Here is an 18125-nt window from a genome sequence, read left to right as displayed (position 1 = left end):
TTCCACGATTGATAAAAGTGCTCGGCGGAGGGCATGATCGTCCCCATGCGACAGATGGAGGACCGGACATGACCGCAGACGGTGCGATCCGCGGCGTGCGCGCCGCCTTCGCGATCGCCGGTGTCATCGGGATCGTCGTCGGTCTGCTGATCCTGTTATGGCCGCTGAAGACGGCCGCCGTAGGTACCGGCATCATCGCCGTCTACGCGCTCGTCGCCGGCCTGGTGTATGCCTTCATCGGCGTGCGCAAGAGCTCGCTGCGCGGCTGGTCGCGGATCGGCCATGTCTTCGTGGGCCTGCTGTTCGTCGCGGCGGGCGTGTACGCGCTCGCCAACCTGGCGGCCACTACCGCGTTCCTCGCGCTCTTCGTCGCCGTGGCGATCGGCATCACGTGGATCGTCGAAGGCGTCGTCGCGCTGACCACGGTCACGACGGCGACGGTGGGGCGCGGCTGGACGATCTTCTACGCCGTCGTCAGCCTGGCAGCCGGTGTCCTGCTGCTGTTCGCCCCGCTGTACGTGACGCTGCTGTGGCTGTTCGTCGGCGCCTCGCTGCTGGTCCTCGGCGTCGTACAGGTCGTGCGCGCGACGAGGTTCGGCGCGTCCCGCGTCCCCGCCGGGCGCTGAGCCCCTCGCTGCCCGTTCCTCACCCGGCCGACGACGGGCGATCCCGCGCGCGCACGCGACGGGCGGCCCGTCGCCCGCGGAGACGCCCGGTGAGGACGACGAGGGCCGCCAGCGCGGCGATGAGCGCCGCGATCCCGGCGACCCACACGCCGACGGCGACGTAGCCGTCCGGTGCCGAGGCCGGATCGAGGAACGGATACGGGTACCACGGGGCCATGCCGGTCGACGGCGAGACGAGGAAGGGGCCGAGCAGGAGCGTGCACGCCACCCAGACGAGCGGGTACGCCAGCGCGATCAGGACGGCACGCCACCGGACCGCTGTGCGGCCGGGACCGATCAGGACGTCGAGAAGCAGGAACGCCGGCGCCAGGACATGATGGACGTCGTTCGACCATCCGGTCATGATGTCGGTCCCGCCGGCCGCGCGCAGCACGACGTTGTAGACGATGCCGGTGACGAGCATGTAGGCGGAGACGGCCACCAATGCCGTGGCGACGACGGGTCCGTCCGCTCGGAACCGCGTGACGAACGCCCGGACCGCGACCGCGGCCAGCACCGTCGCCGCGAGCACGTTCGACTGGACGGTGAAGAAGCTGAACAGGCGCGCCAGGGCGGTTCCCGCCGGCAGTCCCGCGCCCTCGGCCGCCGCGATCGCCAATCGGCCCTGCTCGATCGTCGCCAGCACGATCGCGACGACGACGGCGAGCCGGGCGACGTTCCAGAGCGCAGACCACGCGGTCGAGACGGCCTCGCCGCGGTCACGCGCGCGCAGCCCGCCGGTGTGGATCGCCCCCATGTGCATATTCTCGCCGACGCGGCGAGCCGCACTCACCCGATCGGAGGGATCATCCCTCCGGGGAGCCGTGTCGCTCGACCCGGAGGGATGGATCCTGTTACCCGACGCCTCACCGGGGCCACCCGAAGCCTCCGACAAGACTCGCCGTCGCTCTCCCCCCGGAGGACGACCAGCGTTACGTAAAGGATCGGCCATGACCGGCCGGATCCGCTAATCACTCGCTCACCCTTGACACCGAGGCACGCGAAGCGATATAAGCTCAGTCGCCCACAGATCGAACGGCGCCGGGACGGCCCCCGGGACGCAGCCCCTGGGTGACGCCGGTGCGCTCCAGGCGGCGGGCGATGACGCGAGCGACGCAGGTGAACGCCAGCGCGCTGAGCCCCGCCACCGGATACATCGCCGCCCTCACCCAGTCGGCCGCGTCCACCGCCAGCAGGCGTTGCGCGGGGAACGCGTAGAGCACGCCGATGAGCGTATTCGCCGTATAGAAGAGCCAGGCCGGCCATCGGCGATACAGGGTCGCGAGGAACGGCAGCTCCTGCATGAGGCCGACGGTCGCCGTCGACGCGACGGTCGTGAAGCCGTACGGCGTGAAGGGCGCGGCGACGAGCCCCGCCACGAGACTGGCCACCAGTGCCGTGCCCGCTCGGTGCGTGAGCGACTGGATGAGGACGCCCGCGAAGAACCAGGCGCCCAGCAGCGCGGCATAGCCGAGCGGCATGACCGCGATCGCCGCGGCCGAGAAGAAGCCGAAGACGGGCAGCAGCACGATGCCCGCCGCGACCCCGATCGCAGCGCAGGTCAGCAGCAGCCGAGTGGGCAGGTTCCTCATCCCGTCGCCTTCCCCTCGATCCAGTAGAACTGCGTGAAATGGTGCGCACGGTCGAGGCGCAGGTGGTCGCGGAAAGCCCCGCGCAGGTTCTTCACCAGGGTCTTCTCCCCCGCGCCCCATGCGTAGAGGCCGTCACCCGCCGAGGCGACGCTCAGCACCGCGCGAGCGAGGGCCGCGCCGCGATCCCCCTCGCGCGTCACCCACTGCCAGGTGCCCCGCGGCCGCGGCGTCTGCGGCAGCGCGTCGCGATCGGCGTGGTCGTCCTCGACGAGGACGTGCGTGGAGATGCCGGCCGGCACCGACTCCAGCCACGTGTTGATGGCGGGCAGCGCGGTGACGTCGCCCGCCAGGAGCAGCGTGTCGGTGCCGTCCGGGATCTCGATGCGCGCCGGCGTCAGCGCGACCTCGACCCGCTCGCCGATGCGCGCCCGCCTCGCCCAGTCGCCCGCCGGCCCCGCGACGTCGTGCAGCACGAAGTCCAGCTCGAAGGTCTGCCCCGCGGCGTCCAGCGACACGAACGTGTAGCCGCGCTGCGCCACCGCTCCCTCTCCTCGGCGCGGGTCGGGCGCCCACAGACGCAGCCAGAGCGTCGGGAACGGGTCGACCGCCGCGACCACCTCCGGCGAGCGGAACAGGATCCGCCGATACCAGGGGGTGAGGTCGTCGACCGCGATCACCTCGGCAGGGTGGTTGGCGATGCGCAGCAGCCGCATCATCCCGCGCTGCCAGTTGGCCATCAGCGGGCCTCCTCGACGACCGTCGACGCCCCGACCGGCTCGGCGGCAGCGGCGAGGCGCCACCCGGAGGCGCGGGAGCGCTCGTTCCAGAACCGCGCGTAGCGGCCGTCCGCCGCCAGGAGCTCGTCATGGGTACCCCGCTCGACGATCCGTCCGGCGTCCAGGAACACGATCTGGTCGGCGTGCCGGATCGTGGACAGGCGATGGGCCACGACGATCACCGTCTTGTCCCTCGTCAGCTCTCGAAGACCTCGCACCACCGCGGCCTCGTTCCGGGGGTCGAGCGCGCTCGTCGCCTCGTCCAGCAGCACGATCGGAGCGTCCTTGAGCAGGGCCCTGGCTATCGACACCCGCTGCCGTTCGCCTCCCGACAGCGACGTGCCTCCCTCGCCGACGTCCGTGCTCCAGCCGTCGGGCAGGCGCTCGACGATCTCGTCGACGCGCGCGATCCCGGCCACCCGCGCGATGTCGTCGGCGGTCGCGTCGACCCGCCCGATGCGGACGTTCTCCTCGATCGTCTGATGGAACAGGTAGACGTCCTGGAACACGAGCGAGAACTGCGCCATCAGCGTGCCGGAGCGGTAGCCCGCGATCGGATGCCCGCCGACCGCCACTTCGCCCGCATCGACATCGTAGAAGCGCGAGGCCAGCCGCAGCAGCGTCGTCTTGCCGCTGCCGCTCGGGCCGACCAGCGCCGTCGTGGTGCCCGCGGGCACCTCGAACGAGACGCCGTCGATCACCGGGGCGCCGCCGTCGTAGGCGAATCGCACGTCCGTGAAGCGCACGGAGGCATCGACGGGACGGGGATCCTCCTCGGGTTCGGGCAGAGGCTCGGTCGCCAGCAGTCCGGTGATCCGGTCGGCGGCGTTGGCGGCGCCGCGCATCGCGGTCGTCAGCTCGGCCGACTGGTTCAGCGGCTCGACGAAGCGCGAGCTGACCGCGATCAGGGCGATGGCCGACGGCACCGAGAGCTCCGAGCCCGCGGCGAGCGCGACCGCCAGGAAGACGAGCAGCACGAAGGTGAGCTGCACGAGCAGCGAGAACACGACGAGTCCCGGCACCGAGGCCCAGACGAGTCCCCGCCCCACGCGCCGCTGCGCCTGCAGGGCCCCCTGCAGCCCGGCGTTGCCGTCCCCCGCCGCCCCGAACGCCCGCAGCACGGGCTGAGCCTGGGCGAACTCGATGACGCGGGAGTCGGACTCCTCCGCGGCGGCGTGGACGCGCTTCTCCGCGCGCGAGTAGACCCCCTGTCCCCATCGGTTGACGAGGTACAGCAGAGGGGCGCTCAGCAGCATCGCGAGGCTTACCCGCGGATCGACGAACAGCATCCCGAGGGCGACGGCCACCGGGACGACGACGCCGGTCAGCATCGGTGCGAGCAGATGTGCGAACACGCCCATGACGTCGCGGACGCTCGCGCTGACGAGTTGAGACACGCGTCCGGCCGTCGCCGATCCGAACCAGCCGAGCGGCAGCGTGGCGATGTGGTCGCCGAGGCGCGTCTGCAGGGACAGCGCCATGCCGATGCCGATGCGGATGCCGATGACGGACTGCCGATACCCGCCCACGCACACCAGCAGCGCAGCGCCGGCGATCGCCGCCGTCCAGCCCCACGCGTCCTGCACGCGGCCGGAGAGCACCGCACCCAGCATCGGCACCAGCAGCACGTATGCGGCCGCCTGTGCGAGGGCGCTCAGCACGATCATCGCCAGATATCCGGGCACCATCGCTCGGTGGGACTCCGGCACCAGCCTCAGGACGTTGCGGATCATGCGGACACCTCCTCGGTGTTGTCGACGGCCGTGGTGGGCGCGCTCGCGACCTCCTCGACCTCCTGCAGCGCACGTCCGTTCGCCTGCCACAGCCGGGAGAACAGTCCTCCGCCCTCTCTCAGCTGCGCGGGCGGCCCCTGTTCCACGACCCGGCCCTCGTCGAGCACGACGACGTGGTCGACGTCGGCGATCGTGTGGAGCCGGTGGGCGATGACCAGCACGGTGCGCGACGCGACGAGCACCGCGAGGGCGTCCTGGATGGCCGCCTCCGATTCCGGGTCGGCGAAGGCGGTCGCCTCGTCGAGCACGAGGATCGGCGCGTCGGCGAGCAACGCCCGTGCGATCGACAGCCGCTGCGCCTCCCCTCCGGACAGGCGCGCGTCCACCCCGATCTCGGAGTCGTAGCCGCGGGGCAGCTCGAGGATCCGATCGTGGATCTGGGCGGCACGGGTCGCGCGCTCGACGGCGTCGTCGTCCGCGTCGGGGCGCCCCAGCAGGAGGTTCTCGCGCACCGTCCCCGCGATCAGCTGCACGTCCTGGAGCACGAAGCCCACAGACCGGTACAGGTCGCGCGACCGCAGCGTACGGATGTCGTGGCCGTCCACGGTGATGCGGCCGGCGGTGACGTCGAAGAAGCGCGGGAGCAGCCGGGCGAGCGTCGATTTGCCCGAGCCGGACGGGCCGACGAGCGCGGTGATGGTGCCGGGCCGCAGCTCCAGGTCGATCCCGCGCAGGACGAGGTGGCCTTCCCGATAGCCGAAGGAGACGTCCTCGAAGCGCACCAGCCCCGAGCCGGGGACCGGCCCGTCGGCCGGGTCGGTGAGGTCGGGGGTCTCGGTGAGTTCCCACAGCCGGACGGCGGCGGCGGACGCCTGTCGCAGAGCCTGCGCGCCGTACCCGAGGGCGAGGACGCTGCCACCGATGCCGAGCCCTAGGAAGATGAACGGGATGAGGACGTCGGGGCGAGCCCCGGCGGCGCCGATGAGCCCGAGGCCCGCGACCAGCACCAGCACCATCACGACGACGGGGTTCAGCAGCAGGCTGCCGAATCCCTCCAGCCTGGTGATGGGGGTGACCCACGCCGTGTAGAACGCCGAGTAGCCCTCGATCGCCCTCTGGTAGCGGTGATGCCCGCGCCTCGGCTGCCCGAACGCGCGGACGACCTGGATGCCGTCGACGAACTCGATCGTCGATGCCGAGACCTTCGCGTTCCACTGCTCGTAGGAGGCGATCTTCTCGGTGTACCCCTCCCCCATGATGCGAGACATGACGACTGCGTAGCCCGCCAGTGTCGCCGTCACCACGATGCTGAGGCGCCAGTCGACGACGAACAGGTAGACGAGCGTCGCCACCGGGAGGGTGACGGCGGCGACGAACTCCAGCCGCGCGTGCGCGACGAGGTAGTGCAGCGCCTCGACGTCTCCCTGCAGGTGCTTCTTGACCTCGCCCGAGCTGCGCTCGGTGAACCAGCCGAGCGGCACGCGGCTGAGCTTGCGGGCCAGCAGGCGGCGCAGCGTGAACTGGTGCTCGGAGTCGATGAGGTGCGACCACAGCAGCGCGACGGAGGACAGCAGTCCGCGCAGACCGAGGATGCCGAGCGACACGAGCAGCAGGGTCCAGGTGCGGTCCCAGTCGGGAGCGGGGCCGAGCAGCTCGCGGCATACCTCGGCGATCAGGATGAACGGCACCACCGCGCAGAGGGAGGACAGGGCGGTCAGCGCGCTCGCAGCCGCGAGGCGGGAGCGGACGGGGCCGAGCAGCAGGGCGTTCGCCGCGCGCTGCCGTTCCCGTCCGCGGGCCCGCTCGGCCTTCGCCTCTGCGCGATCGGTGCTCGTCCCCATGCTGCCTCCTTTTGCAAATGTGTATTGCAAAACAGCCCGAGCGTATCCTTCCCACTACAGATAGGCAAGGCTTGCCTAATCGACGACCTCGGCTGTCGGCCGCCCGGTGCTGAGTACCATGGGGCGATGCCCGTTCGACCGCGCCGAGGCCGACCCCCTCTGACCTCCCGCGAGGCGATTCTGGACACCGTCCTGGAGCTCGGGCTCGACCAGGCGACCATCACGTCGGTGTCGGCCCGGCTCGGCGTCGATCAGTCGACCCTGTACCGACACGTCGACGGTGTCGAGGACATGCTCGACGCGGCCGTCGCCCTGGCCGTCGCCCGCTCCGACTGGCCCGAGCCCGACGACGACTGGGCCGAGTACCTGCGCACGTGCGCGCAGGCGATGTGGCGGATGTTCGCGCGCACGCCGGGCCTGGCGCAGCGACTGCGCGAGATGAAGACGGTGCCCGATGAGCTGGTCGCGCAGTCCTACCGGGTCGTCGAGCACCTCACGACCGGTCTCGGCTTCGAGCTCCGCGAGGCGGCGCTCATCGTCGACACGATCGGCGACATGACCGCCGACGCGTTCCTCACGATCGAGTCGCTGCATCGCCCCGTCGAAGGCGGCGGAAGCTACAGCGAGCAGGTTCTGGCACGCATGGCGGAGGCCGGTGCGACCATCGCCGACCCTGCACTGTCGGGCCAGTACCTCGAAGCCATGCGCTACGCGATGGGCGAGCCGGGCCGCCCGAGCCGCTGGTGGCAGGACAAGGTCGACCTCGTCATCGACGGCGTCGCGCACCGCCTCGAGGCGCGCTGAGCCGCTCACCCCGGGAGAACAGGCCTCAGCCCGATGCGCCGGCGCCCGTTCCCGCCCCGCGCCAGGCGCTCCACAGCGCCCGGAACGCACCCCCGCGCGCGACGAGTTCTTCGAGCGTGCCGCGCTCGGCGACGCGGCCTCGCTCGAAGACGACGACGAGATCGGCTCCCTCCGCATGCGACAGTCGATGCGCCACCACCAGGGCCGTGCGCCCGTAGACCACCGCCTGGACCGCTCGGTCGAGGGTGGCGTCCGCCCCGGCGTGCGCGGTGGCCTCGTCCAGCACGACCACCGGCGGGTCCGCCAGCAGCACTCTGGCCAGTGCGAGCTGCTGCAGACGCTGCTCGTCGAGGTCACCGCCCGGCACGGCGTCGAGGCCGCCCGGCAGGCCGACGGCCCACCCGGCGCCGACGCCCTCCAGCGCGGCGACGAGGTCGGCGTCCGAGGCATCCGCGCGCGCGAGTCGGAGGTTGTCCGCCAGCGAACCCGAGAACAGATGGGTCTCCTGGGTCACGAGCATCACGGCGGGGCGCCCGTCCGCCCGCGCCGCCCGCGCCGCCGGCGCTCCGCCCACGAGCACCTCGCCGGCGTCGGGCTCGGCGAGGCCCGCGACGAGGCGGGCGATCGTCGACTTGCCCGACCCACTGGCACCGACGAGGACGGCCGTCGCCCCCGGGGGCACGACGAGGTCGACGTCCTCCAGAGCGGGGCGCGGCGAGGACGAGCCCGGGTAGGCGAACGACGCCCCGCGCAGCCGCACCGAGGAGTCCCGGATCGTCTGTACCGGGCGAGCCGGGCGTGCGGCTCCGCGCACACCGACGAGACGTTCGAGCCCCGCCTGTGCGCGCTGCAGGTCGTCGATGCTCGACAGCAGCGCGCCGATCGGCCCGAACAGACGGTGGAAGAACAGCGCGGCGGCGGTGACGGCCCCGATCGTCAGCCCCGCCGTCTCGACCCGCCAGAGCCCCGCCGCCAGCACGGCTGCCAGCCCGACGAGCTCGGCGAGGTTCAGGGTGCCGTTGAAGACGTTGCGCGCGCGGGTCGTGACGCGCTGCGTCTCGACAGCGGTCAGACTGCGCTCGGCGACGAGACCGAGCCGGTGATGCTCGTGCCCGTGAGCCCGCACCGTCTCCGCGCCCGCGACGCTCTCGATGATGGCCTGCCCACGATCGGACTCCTCGCGGCGCAGCCGCACGTACAGCGGCCGTGAGCGTCGCAGGAAACGCGTCACCGCCACCGCCTGCAGCGGGACGGCGACCAACGCGGCGAGCGCGAGGAACGGGTCGAGCACGGCCATCCCGACGGCGGTCAGCACGATCGTGAAGAGCGCGCCGAGGAAGCGCGGAAGGACCCCCGATCCGGCCTCGGTGACGGCCTCGACGTCGCCGGTGAGACGCGAGACGACATCGGAGCTGCCGGCGTGCTCGACCTCCCCGGCATCCAGACGCATCGCGGTCGCGAACACCTCCTCACGCAGCTCGGCGAGCATCGACTGCAGGCACGCGACCAGCAGCCGCCCTCCCCACCACGTGCAGACGGCTGACAGCGCTCCCGCTCCGACGAGGCCCGCGGCGGCGAGACCGATGCGCTCGGTGCCGCCCCCGTCCACCACGACGTCGACGATCCACCCGAGAAGAGGCGGGATGGCGAGGGCGCTCGCCGATCCGGAGACCAGGAGCGCGATGGTCGCGAGCAGAGCCCCTCGGCGACGCGCGAGGAGCGAGCCGACGGCGCGCAGGGTGTCTCGCGGTGACGCGACGGGCAGCCTCGGGGCCGTCATGCCGGGACCTCCTCGCGGCCGGCTCCCGACCGCGACGCGGACGGCGCGCCGAGGTCGACGACCCGCGCGCAGGCGTCGAGCAGCAGCGGGTCGCTCGTGATCAGCAGGATCGTCCGGCCGCTGCGGGCGAGGCCGTGCGCCACACGCCGTGTCGTGACCGGGTCGAGCGCCGTGGTGGGCTCGTCCAGCACGATCACGTCGGCCGGCGCGTGCAGGGCGCGGGCGAGCAGCAGCCGCTGACGCTGCCCTCCCGACAGCCGCCGCCCCTCCTCCCCGACGGGGGCGTCCACGGAGCCCGCGTGCTCGATCACGTCGTCCAGCGCCGTGGCGGCGAGCACCGCGTCGTCCAGCGAGCGCCGCTCGCGCGAGCCGTCGTGGGCCGCGCCATCATCGACCGCGCCGTCGTCGGGCGCTCGATCGTCGAGGTGGACGTTCCGGCGCAGCGTGCCGGTGAAGACGAAGGCATCGTGGGGCGGCGCCAGCACGTGGGCCCGATAGGCGTTCGGACCGATCGTGAGCGCATCCCGGCCGCCCAGGCTCAGCTCGCCCGCCGCCGGCACCGTGCGGAAGCCGAGCGCCGCCGCGGCCTCGCGCGCCTGCGCGGCATCGCGCACCCGGACGCCGACCATCGCGCCGGGAAGCGTCTCGACGACCCCGCCGGGCGCCGTCCAGCGCAGAGACCGCGGCTCGGGGGCTGTCCCGGCGCCGTCGGGCAGAGCGTACGGCTCGGCGACGAGCTCGTGGAGGCGCCGCGCGGACGCCCGCTTGTGGGCCCAGTTCGCCCCGAAGGTGCCGATGTGATCGAGCGCCCCCTGGAGGAACTGGGCGAGGCCGACCACCGTCACGAGCTGCCCGGGGGTGATGGCGCCCTGCAGCGCCATCCACCCCGCCGCCGCCGCGAGCGCGGCGAGATAGCAGACCGATACCGCCGTGCTGACGGCCCGATAAACCAGCAGCGACCGGGAGGCGCGCACCGCGCCGTCGCGCGATGCGGCGCTCGCCATCCGATACCGCTCGACGAGCTGATCGTGCGCGGCGAGGCCGTGCACGACGCGCAGCCCGGCGATCGCGTCCGTCGCGACGTCGCTGGCCCGCGCCACCGCCCCCTGCTCGGCCAGGCCGATGCGCTCGATCGGCCGCGCCAGCGCGGTCATGCCCCACAGCACCAGGAGCGCGCCGCCGAGCACGCCCAAGCCGAGCGGCACGGAGATCACCAGCAGCGCGATCACCGCGGTCAGGAGGGCGGAGAGCGTCGCGCCCTGCTCCGCGATGCTCCACGCGACGCCGGCCACGCGATACGTGTCGCTCGTGGCGACGGAGAGGACCTCCCCCGTGGGGCGGGGCGCCAGACGACGCGGATGCAGGACCCTCGCCACGGCGAGCTGGCGGAGATCGTGCTCGCCGTGACCGTACACGCGCACCATGGCCAGGCTCGCCGACTGATAGCTCAGCGACAGCACGACGAACACGGCGCCGAGCACCCCGAGCCACAGCACGAGGGCGCCGAGATCCCCGGGCATGACCGCGCGGTCGATGACCACGCCGATGAGGATGGGCACGGCCGCCTCGCTCGCCTGGTGCAGCATGTAGCCCGTCGTCGCGCCGGCGAGGCGCCAGCCGCGTCCGCCGCGCGTGAGGGCATGGCGGATCAGGCCGCCGGGGGTCGGCGTCGACGAGGGGCTCTCGGTGTGCATCGCCATCACGCTAGGCAGCGCGCGAAGCCCGCGGACGACGAGAAGTGTCGCGCAGGCGACACCACGAGCGAGGGTATCCTTACTCACCCGATACGACGTCCGTCCCCCGAACCGACGCGGACGTCACGAGCAGAGGACCCCGCCATGCCCCTCGCCCGCAGCGCTGCCGCCGCAACGCCCGGAGACCCGGATGCGCTCCTCCGCAACGTCGTCGTGCCCGAGGGGTACCTGCTCACCACCCGCTTCCTGCGCCACACATACGTCGACGACGCCGACGGCTGCGCACCGGAGCGCCACGCGCATCCCGAGCACACGGTCTTCTGGCCGAGCCGCGGCGCCGCCGACGTCGAGGTGCAGGGCACCCGGCACTCGCTGTCGGTGGGCCAGGGCCTGTGGGTGCCGTCGGGCACTCCGCACTCGACGAGCCGGGCCGCGTCCACCACCCTCGCCGCCGTGTACGTGATGCCGTTCGCCTGGCCGGTGGAGGACGACCCCGGGCAGCCGGTCGCGGCCCCGGCGACGAGTGAGGTGCACACGGTGGTCGTCAACGCGGCTCTCCGCGAGATGCTGGCGTTCCTGGCCGTCTCGGGCATGCCCAAGCCGCAGCGCCTGCGGGCCCAGCGCGTGTGCCTGGAGATGATCGTCGACGAGGAGCTTCCCGCCATCGAGCTGCCCCTGCCGCGTGACGAGCGGATCGCGCCGATCGCGCGGGCGATCATGTCCGACCCCGCGGACGACCGCTCGATCGCGGACTGGGCCTGGCTGACGTCGATGAGCACCCGCACCCTCGCCCGCGCGTTCCGCGCCGAGGTCGGCATGACGTTCAGCGAGTGGCGCACGGCCGCGCGGATGTCGGCGGCCGTGCGCCTGCTCGGCGACGGGGTGCCGGTGGGAGTCGTCTCACGTCGGGTCGGGTACGCGACCGTCAGCGCGTTCAGCGCGGCGTTCCACCGGGTCATGGGGAGGCCGCCCCATCGGTTCCTCCCCCGCACCCCCGGCAGCTGACGCCTCGGGCTTGGACGGGCTCCGCACGGAGCCGGTCGCGTGTCACCTGCGCGACACCACCTGTCTGCCCGCGACAACATCGGCTCCCTAGCCTGAGATAAGGCATGCCTTACCTGGCTGCCGATCTCCCCTCCCCGCACCGTCCCTGAGAGGTCCCATGCCCTCCTTCCGCCGCTCCGGCGCCATCGCTCTGCTGGCCGCCATCGCCCTGACCGCCTCCGCCTGCTCCGCCCCCGCCGATCCCGGCGCCTCCGAGACCTCGGCCGCCGCCGACGGCGGACAGGCGTCGGGGACCTTCCCGCTGACGGTCGAGCACGCCCTCGGCGAGACGGTCATCCCGGAGAAGCCCGAGCGCGTGGTCACGCTGAGCTGGATGAACCACGACATCGTCGCGGCGCTCGGCGTCGTTCCGGTGGGCGTTCCCGAGACCTGGGGCGGCGACGAGGAGGGGTTCACCCCGTGGTTCCGCGACCAGGTCGAGGACGAGCTCGGGGCGGAGATGCCGGAGGTCATCACGTTCACCGAGGACGGCCCAGACTACGAGCAGATCCTCGCGCTGCAGCCCGACGTCATCATCGGCGTCTACTCGGGCCTCACCGAGGCGGAGTACGAGCGGCTGAGCGAGATCGCCCCCACGGTCGCGTACCTGGAGCGGCCGTTCACCGCCGGCACGTGGCAGGAGCACACGGAGGTCATCGGCGAGATCCTGGGCGAGCAGGCGAAGGCGTCTGAACTGATCGCGCAGACGGAGGCCGCCGTCGACGCAGAGGCGTCCGAGCATCCGAACCTCGACGGATCTTCCTTCATCTACAGCCTCACGCTCTCGGAGGGCTCCACCGAGATCGCGGCATACATCACCGAGGATCCCCGGGTCTCGCTGCTCCACGAGTTCGGCATGGTGGACAGTCCCGCCCTCGCCGCCGCGAGCGAGGGCCTGGACTCCGATGTCTTCTACACGGGCTTCAGCCTGGAGGAGCTCGACGCCGTCGAGGCCGACGTCGTGGTCGCGTGGTCGAACGGCCCCCAGGACACGGAGTACACGCAGACCCACCCCGTGTTCTCGCGCTGGGATCCGATCGCCGACGGGCGCTACTACATCGTCGAGGACACCACGCTCGGCATGGCCACCAGCGGCCCCGACGTGCTGAGCATCCCGTGGGCGATCGAGCAGGGCTACATCGACGACATCTCGTCCGCGATCGACGGCGGCGCCGTCGTGCGAGAGGCGGACTGATGGCGCCCCGACGCACCCGCGCCACGGCGCTCGCCGTGCTCGCGAGCGTGGCCGTCGCCGCGGCGGGCTGCACGGCGGACGCCGGACAGGACGCGTCCGGGACCTCCGGCGACCAGACCGTCGCCGCGGACGCGAGCTTCCCTGTCACGATCGAGCACGTCTACGGAGAGACGGAGATCTCGGCCGAGCCCGAGCGGATCGTCACGCTCGGCGGCTCCACCGCCGACGTCATCGCATCGCTCGGGATCGTCCCGGTGGGCATCCCGGAGAACACCTGGAGCGGTGACGCCGACGGCTACAACGTGTGGACCCGCGCCTACATCGAGCAGGAGATGCAGGAGGAGTTGCCGGCGCTCATCACCGCGACCGAGGACGGCCCCGACTACGAGCAGATCCTCGCTCTGCAGCCCGACCTGATCCTTGCCCCCACCTCCGGCCTCACAGAGGTTCAGTACGAGCGGCTGACCGAGATCGCGCCAACCGTCGCGCACGCCGACCAGCCCTACATCTACGGCACATGGCAGGACCTCGCCCGGCTCGTCGGGACGGCTCTGGGCGAGGGCGAGAAGGCCGAGGACGTGATCGACGAGACCGAGGCCGTCCTCGCGGACGCCCTGACCGAGCACCCGGAGCTGGACGGGACCTCATTCGTGTACAGCCTGACCCTCGGGCAGGACGGCGGGACCGAGCTCGCCCTGTACATCTCCGACGATCCGCGGGTCGTCTTCCACCGCTCGCTCGGCCTGTTGGACAGCCCGAGCCTCGAGTCCGCCACGGCCGACCATGAGGAGGGCATCTGGTACGGGGGCGTGAGCCTGGAGGAGCTCGACACGATCGACACGGACGTCGTCCTGTACTGGTCGAGCTCCCCGGAGAACACCGCCACAACTCTCGAGAACGCACTGGTCTCCCGGTGGGAGCCCATGGCGAACGGAAACTATCTCATCCTGGAGAACACGAAGATCGTGAGCGCATCGAACGGCCCCACGCCGATCACCATTCCCTGGATGATCGAGCAGGGATACCTCGACGATCTGTCGGCAGCCGTCGACGGCGGCGCCGTCGTGCGGAGCGCCGGGTGAGCGCCTCGACCTACTACCCCGGCCTGCCGGAGGACTACGCGCCGCGCATCCACCTCGGCATCGTCACCGCGACGCGTCGCGTGGGCGCCGGGATGCTGCGGATCACGCTCGGCGGGCACGACATGCACGACTATCCGACGACGAGCGTGGGCGACGAGTACGTGCGCCTGTTCTTCCCCGACCGGCCGGAGGACGACGTGCGCCTGCCGTTCGCGACGGAGCGCGGCTGGGACTTCGCCGACGGCGTCGCCCCCTCGGAGATGCGGACGTACACGATCCGTGCCCACCGCCCCGGAGAGGTCGACATCGACTTCGTCGAGCACGACGGGGGCATCGCCGCCGCGTGGGCGGCGCAGGCACGACCGGGCCAGCAGGTCGGCGTGAACCCGCCGAAGGCGCTCTACGACCGTCCCGTCTGGGCTCGTCGGCAGATCCTCGTCGCCGACGAGCCCGCTCTGCCCGCGGCTCTGCGGATCGCCGAGCTCACCGCCGCCGACGTGCCGACGACGCTCGTGCTCGAGGTGCGCGGCACCGAGCACCAGCTGCTCCCCGACGCGCCCGGGGACGCCGCGGAGATCGTGTGGCTGCGCGGCACCGGCAACGGACACGCGCCGAGCGAGCTCGCCGCGGCCGTGCGCCGCGCCGACGTCGCCGACGACGCGTACGTCTGGGTGGCCTCCGAGACCCGCGTGACCCGCGAGATCCGCACCCACCTGCGCCGTGAGCGCTCGCTGCCCGCCGACGCGTACAAGATCGTCGGCTACTGGACGGACCGGGCCGAGGAGTGGCGGGAGCGGTACGACGCGCTCGGCGAGGAGTTCCACAACCGCGTGCGGGAGCTGTACGACAGCGATCGCGAGACCGAGGAGATCGTCGACGAGGTCCAGCGACTCTACGAGGCCGCCGGACTGTGAGCGGCACCCCGGCGGGAGCCGTGACGTCCCGCGCGCAGGAGGAGCACGGCGAGCACGCCGGGGTCGCTCGCAGCGGCTCGCTGCGGTTCGCCGGCCTGGTGCTCGCGATCGCGGTGCTGGCGGTGGTGGTCCTGCTGAGCATCGGCGTGGGGGCCAGGGCGATCTCGCTGCCGACGATCTGGGACGCGCTGTGGTCGTACGACGCCGACGTCGACGAGCACGTGATGATCCTCGAGCTGAGGGTGCCGCGCACCGTCGTGGGCCTCGTCGTCGGACCGGCGCTCGGCATGTGCGGGGCGCTCATCCAGGCGTACACGCGCAACCCCCTCGCCGATCCGGGGATCCTGGGCGTCAACGCGGGTGCGACGTTCGCCGTGACGCTGGCCGTCGGCTTCCTGGGGCTTGCCGCACCGCTCGGCTACGTCTGGTTCGCGCTGCTCGGCGCCGGTGCGGTGACGGTCATGGTGTACGCGCTCGGCGCGGTCGGCGGCGGACGTGCGACGCCCGCGAAGCTCACGCTCGCCGGTGTCGCGATCAGCGCCGTGCTCGGCGGGCTGACGACCGCGATCGTGCTGGGCGACCGTGACGCCTTCGACGACATGCGCTTCTGGGGAGTCGGGGCGATCGGGGGGCGGCAGCTCGACATCGTGCTGTCCTTCGCGCCGCTGATCCTCGTGGGGCTGGTGCTCGGGCTCGCCGTGTCGCGGTCGCTCAACGCGCTCGCCCTCGGCGACGAGCTCGCCGCGGCGCTGGGCGTGCGCACCGGCCGCATCCGCGTGGTCGTGATCCTCGCCGTGACGCTGCTGGCCGGCACGGCCACCGCCCTCGCCGGGCCGATCGGCTTCGTCGGCCTCATGGTCCCGCACGTGGTGCGCTGGTTCGTCGGCCCCGACCAGCGTTGGATCCTCGCCTACACGATCGTGGTGTCCCCCGTGCTGCTGCTCCTGTCCGACGTCGTCGGCAGGATCATCCTGCCGAGCGGCGAGCTGCGGGTCGGCCTGGTCACCGCCATCGTCGGGGCGCCGGTGCTGATCCTGCTCGCGCGGCGGAGGACGGTGAGCGGCCTGTGACCGCCCCGGTGCACGACCGCGGCACGCGCGTGGCGGGCAACGGCCTGGATCACGGCTACCGCGCCGTCGCGCTGCGGCTGCCGCGGGTGTCCGCCCTGCTGAGCGCGCGCTCCCTCGCGATCTGCGCGTCGCTGGTGATCGCCACCGTCGTGCTGGGCGTCGTCTCGCTCGGCCTCGGCACCTATCCCGTGCCGCTCGACGAGGTGATCGGCGCTCTGCTCGGCACCGCCGACGACCAGGCGCGCATGCTGGTGGTCGGCTGGCGGCTGCCCCGTGCGCTGTTCGCGATCGCGTGCGGCGTGGCTCTCGCCGTCTCGGGAGCGATCTTCCAGTCCCTCACCCGCAACCCGCTCGGCTCGCCCGACATCATCGGGTTCTCGTCCGGGTCGTACACGGGCGCCATCGCGGTGATGCTGCTGCTCGGCTCGACGCGCTACCTCGACATCGCCGCCGGAGCGATCGTCGGCGGCGTGGTGACCGCCGCCGTCGTGTACCTGCTGGCGACGCGCAACGGATCGGTGCAGTCGTTCCGGCTGATCATCATGGGCATCGGCGTCGCGGCGCTGCTGTCGTCGCTGAACTCGGCGCTCATGCTGTCGGTGAGCGTGGACACCGCGATGCTCGCCGCGGTCTGGGCGGCGGGGTCGTTCAACGCTCTCGGCCACGAGCAGCTCTGGCCCATGGTCGCGCTGCTGGCCGTGATGCTGGCCGCGCTGGCGGCGCTCGCGCCGGGCCTGCGGCAGCTGGAGCTCGGCGACGACGCGGCCCGGTCGCTCGGCCTGCCCGCGAACCGTGTGCGCGCCGCCGCGGTCGTGCTCGGCGTCGCGCTGACCGCTCTGGTGACGGCGGCCGCCGGCCCCATCTCGTTCGTCGCGCTCGCGGCTCCGCAGATCGCGCGGCGCCTGGTGCGCGGTTCGGGCCTGCTGCTGGTGCCCTCGGCGGTGGTGGGAGCGTTCACGCTGCTCGCGTCCGACGTGCTCGCGCAGCGCGTCGGGATGCCCGTCGGCGTCGTCACCGTCTCGCTGGGCGGCGCCTATCTCGCCTGGCTGCTGATCTCGGAGTTCCGGAGAAGGACATGACCACGATGACGCCCGCCACCGACCCGCACGCCGTCCCCGAGGACGACACCGCGGCCCTCCGCACGATCGACGTCCGCGCCGGCTACGACAAGCGCATCATCGTCGACGGCGTCGACATCGCCGTCGCGCGGGGGTCGTACACCGCGATCATCGGGCCGAACGCGTGCGGCAAGTCGACCCTGCTCCGTGCCGTCGCGCGGGTTCTGCCGGTCGCGGACGGCGCGATCCTGCTCGACGGGACCGACATCCACGCGATGCCCACCAAGCGGCTCGCCACGCGGCTCGGGCTGCTGCCGCAGTCGTCGCTCGCGCCGGACGGCATCCGTGTCGCCGACCTCGTCGCCCGCGGCCGCCACCCCCATCAGGGCATGTTCGACCGCTGGTCGACGGAGGACGAGGCGGCCGTGACGGCGGCGCTCGAGGCGACCGGCACGTCGGACCTGTCGGGCCGCCTCGTGGAGGAGCTCTCCGGTGGGCAGCGCCAGCGCGTCTGGGTCGCCATGGCGCTCGCCCAGCAGACGCCGGTGCTGCTGCTCGACGAGCCCACCACGTTCCTCGACATCTCCCATCAGTACGGGCTGCTCGAGCTGTTCGAGACGCTGCGCTCGCAGTTGCAGCGCACCATCGTCGTCGTGCTGCACGACCTGAACCAGGCCGCCCGGTACGCGGATCACCTGATCGTGATGAAGGACGGCGAGGTGGTGGCCTCGGGCGACCCGTCCGAGGTCCTGACGGCCGAGCTCGTGGAGCGGGTCTACGACCTGCCGTGCGTGATCCAGCCCGACCCCGAGACCGGCACCCCGCTCGTCATCCCCCGCCGCGTGCTGCGATCGGGACCGGCGGCCGGTTGACGCCG

General features: G+C 72.3%; 16 protein-coding genes. 9 read left to right on the top strand and 7 right to left on the bottom strand.

The features are described from left to right. The first annotated feature begins 68 nt into the window (after nt 1-68). Nucleotides 69-626 (top strand): DUF308 domain-containing protein, encoded by a 558-nt coding sequence (locus tag K5S26_RS05000; protein ID WP_221856549.1) that lies wholly within the window; start codon nt 69-71, stop codon nt 624-626. A 19-nt stretch (nt 627-645) separates the two neighbouring features. On the opposite strand, the gene K5S26_RS04995 is transcribed toward K5S26_RS05000, so the two are convergent. From K5S26_RS04995 to K5S26_RS04975, 5 genes are all read right to left on the bottom strand, one after another. After that, complete coding sequence (locus tag K5S26_RS04995) at nt 646-1422, bottom strand: Pr6Pr family membrane protein (protein WP_221856548.1); 777 nt, start codon at nt 1420-1422, stop codon at nt 646-648. Between the two features lie 259 nt (nt 1423-1681). Continuing rightward, complete coding sequence (locus tag K5S26_RS04990) at nt 1682-2257, bottom strand: ECF transporter S component (protein ID WP_221856546.1); 576 nt, start codon at nt 2255-2257, stop codon at nt 1682-1684. Then, a complete protein-coding gene (locus K5S26_RS04985) occupies nt 2254-2994 on the bottom strand; it encodes a siderophore-interacting protein (RefSeq protein WP_221856544.1) in 741 nt (246 codons plus the stop codon). Before K5S26_RS04985 ends, K5S26_RS04990 begins: the two co-directional genes overlap by 4 nt. Next, a complete protein-coding gene (locus tag K5S26_RS04980) occupies nt 2994-4766 on the bottom strand; it encodes an ABC transporter ATP-binding protein (protein ID WP_221856542.1) in 1773 nt (590 codons plus the stop codon). Before K5S26_RS04980 ends, K5S26_RS04985 begins: the two co-directional genes overlap by 1 nt. Beyond that, the gene (locus tag K5S26_RS04975) at nt 4763-6607 is read right to left on the bottom strand and encodes an ABC transporter ATP-binding protein (protein WP_221856540.1); all 1845 of its coding nucleotides are present in this window, start codon (nt 6605-6607) and stop codon (nt 4763-4765) included. The genes K5S26_RS04980 and K5S26_RS04975 overlap by 4 nt, the downstream gene beginning before the upstream one ends. A 126-nt stretch (nt 6608-6733) precedes the next feature. Between K5S26_RS04975 and K5S26_RS04970 the strand changes: the two genes are divergently transcribed. After that, nucleotides 6734-7411 (top strand): TetR/AcrR family transcriptional regulator, encoded by a 678-nt coding sequence (locus K5S26_RS04970; RefSeq protein WP_221856538.1) that lies wholly within the window; start codon nt 6734-6736, stop codon nt 7409-7411. Nucleotides 7412-7436: 25 nt separating this feature from the next. On the opposite strand, the gene K5S26_RS04965 is transcribed toward K5S26_RS04970, so the two are convergent. Both K5S26_RS04965 and K5S26_RS04960 read right to left on the bottom strand, forming a co-directional pair. Next, a complete protein-coding gene (locus tag K5S26_RS04965) occupies nt 7437-9191 on the bottom strand; it encodes an ABC transporter ATP-binding protein (RefSeq protein WP_221856536.1) in 1755 nt (584 codons plus the stop codon). Next, on the bottom strand, nt 9188-10885 hold the full coding sequence (locus tag K5S26_RS04960; RefSeq protein WP_221856534.1) for an ABC transporter transmembrane domain-containing protein: 1698 nt from the start codon (nt 10883-10885) through the stop codon (nt 9188-9190). Before K5S26_RS04960 ends, K5S26_RS04965 begins: the two co-directional genes overlap by 4 nt. Before the next feature lie 144 nt (nt 10886-11029). Here K5S26_RS04960 and K5S26_RS04955 point away from each other — a divergent pair, with 144 nt between their 5' ends. From K5S26_RS04955 to K5S26_RS04925, 7 genes are all read left to right on the top strand, one after another. Beyond that, complete coding sequence (locus K5S26_RS04955; protein ID WP_221856532.1) at nt 11030-11890, top strand: AraC family transcriptional regulator; 861 nt, start codon at nt 11030-11032, stop codon at nt 11888-11890. A 157-nt stretch (nt 11891-12047) separates the two neighbouring features. Continuing rightward, on the top strand, nt 12048-13124 hold the full coding sequence (locus K5S26_RS04950; RefSeq protein WP_221856531.1) for an iron-siderophore ABC transporter substrate-binding protein: 1077 nt from the start codon (nt 12048-12050) through the stop codon (nt 13122-13124). Then, nucleotides 13124-14206: an ABC transporter substrate-binding protein gene (locus K5S26_RS04945; protein WP_221856529.1), complete on the top strand. Its 1083-nt coding sequence runs from the start codon at nt 13124-13126 to the stop codon at nt 14204-14206. The genes K5S26_RS04950 and K5S26_RS04945 overlap by 1 nt, the downstream gene beginning before the upstream one ends. Then, nucleotides 14203-15120, top strand: coding sequence for a siderophore-interacting protein (locus K5S26_RS04940; RefSeq protein WP_221856527.1), 918 nt, complete (start codon nt 14203-14205; stop codon nt 15118-15120). The genes K5S26_RS04945 and K5S26_RS04940 overlap by 4 nt, the downstream gene beginning before the upstream one ends. Continuing rightward, nucleotides 15117-16190, top strand: a complete 1074-nt coding sequence (locus K5S26_RS04935) for a FecCD family ABC transporter permease (protein WP_308122766.1) — start codon at nt 15117-15119, stop codon at nt 16188-16190. Before K5S26_RS04940 ends, K5S26_RS04935 begins: the two co-directional genes overlap by 4 nt. Beyond that, nucleotides 16187-17269: a FecCD family ABC transporter permease gene (locus K5S26_RS04930; protein WP_308122765.1), complete on the top strand. Its 1083-nt coding sequence runs from the start codon at nt 16187-16189 to the stop codon at nt 17267-17269. The genes K5S26_RS04935 and K5S26_RS04930 overlap by 4 nt, the downstream gene beginning before the upstream one ends. Then, nucleotides 17266-18120, top strand: a complete 855-nt coding sequence (locus tag K5S26_RS04925) for an ABC transporter ATP-binding protein (RefSeq protein ID WP_372454383.1) — start codon at nt 17266-17268, stop codon at nt 18118-18120. The genes K5S26_RS04930 and K5S26_RS04925 overlap by 4 nt, the downstream gene beginning before the upstream one ends. Nucleotides 18121-18125: the final 5 nt, after the last annotated feature.

The organism is Microbacterium marinilacus (assembly GCF_019753765.1).
Classification (GTDB): Bacteria; Actinomycetota; Actinomycetes; order Actinomycetales; family Microbacteriaceae; genus Microbacterium; species Microbacterium marinilacus.
This window is presented reverse-complemented; position numbering and strand designations above follow the sequence as displayed.

Excerpts from the sequence above, each read along its gene's own strand:
- K5S26_RS04990 (WP_221856546.1), bottom strand. The coding sequence starts at position 2,257 with ATGAGGAACCTGCCCACTCGGCTGCTGCTGACCTGCGCTGCGATCGGG.
- K5S26_RS04995 (WP_221856548.1), bottom strand. The coding sequence starts at position 1,422 with ATGGGGGCGATCCACACCGGCGGGCTGCGCGCGCGTGACCGCGGCGAG.
- K5S26_RS04950 (WP_221856531.1), top strand. The coding sequence starts at position 12,048 with ATGCCCTCCTTCCGCCGCTCCGGCGCCATCGCTCTGCTGGCCGCCATC.
- K5S26_RS04955 (WP_221856532.1), top strand. The coding sequence starts at position 11,030 with ATGCCCCTCGCCCGCAGCGCTGCCGCCGCAACGCCCGGAGACCCGGAT.
- K5S26_RS05000 (WP_221856549.1), top strand. The coding sequence starts at position 69 with ATGACCGCAGACGGTGCGATCCGCGGCGTGCGCGCCGCCTTCGCGATC.
- K5S26_RS04975 (WP_221856540.1), bottom strand. The coding sequence starts at position 6,607 with ATGGGGACGAGCACCGATCGCGCAGAGGCGAAGGCCGAGCGGGCCCGC.
- K5S26_RS04960 (WP_221856534.1), bottom strand. The coding sequence starts at position 10,885 with ATGCACACCGAGAGCCCCTCGTCGACGCCGACCCCCGGCGGCCTGATC.
- K5S26_RS04980 (WP_221856542.1), bottom strand. The coding sequence starts at position 4,766 with ATGATCCGCAACGTCCTGAGGCTGGTGCCGGAGTCCCACCGAGCGATG.
- K5S26_RS04970 (WP_221856538.1), top strand. The coding sequence starts at position 6,734 with ATGCCCGTTCGACCGCGCCGAGGCCGACCCCCTCTGACCTCCCGCGAG.
- K5S26_RS04965 (WP_221856536.1), bottom strand. The coding sequence starts at position 9,191 with ATGACGGCCCCGAGGCTGCCCGTCGCGTCACCGCGAGACACCCTGCGC.
- K5S26_RS04925 (WP_372454383.1), top strand. The coding sequence starts at position 17,266 with ATGACCACGATGACGCCCGCCACCGACCCGCACGCCGTCCCCGAGGAC.
- K5S26_RS04945 (WP_221856529.1), top strand. The coding sequence starts at position 13,124 with ATGGCGCCCCGACGCACCCGCGCCACGGCGCTCGCCGTGCTCGCGAGC.
- K5S26_RS04985 (WP_221856544.1), bottom strand. The coding sequence starts at position 2,994 with ATGGCCAACTGGCAGCGCGGGATGATGCGGCTGCTGCGCATCGCCAAC.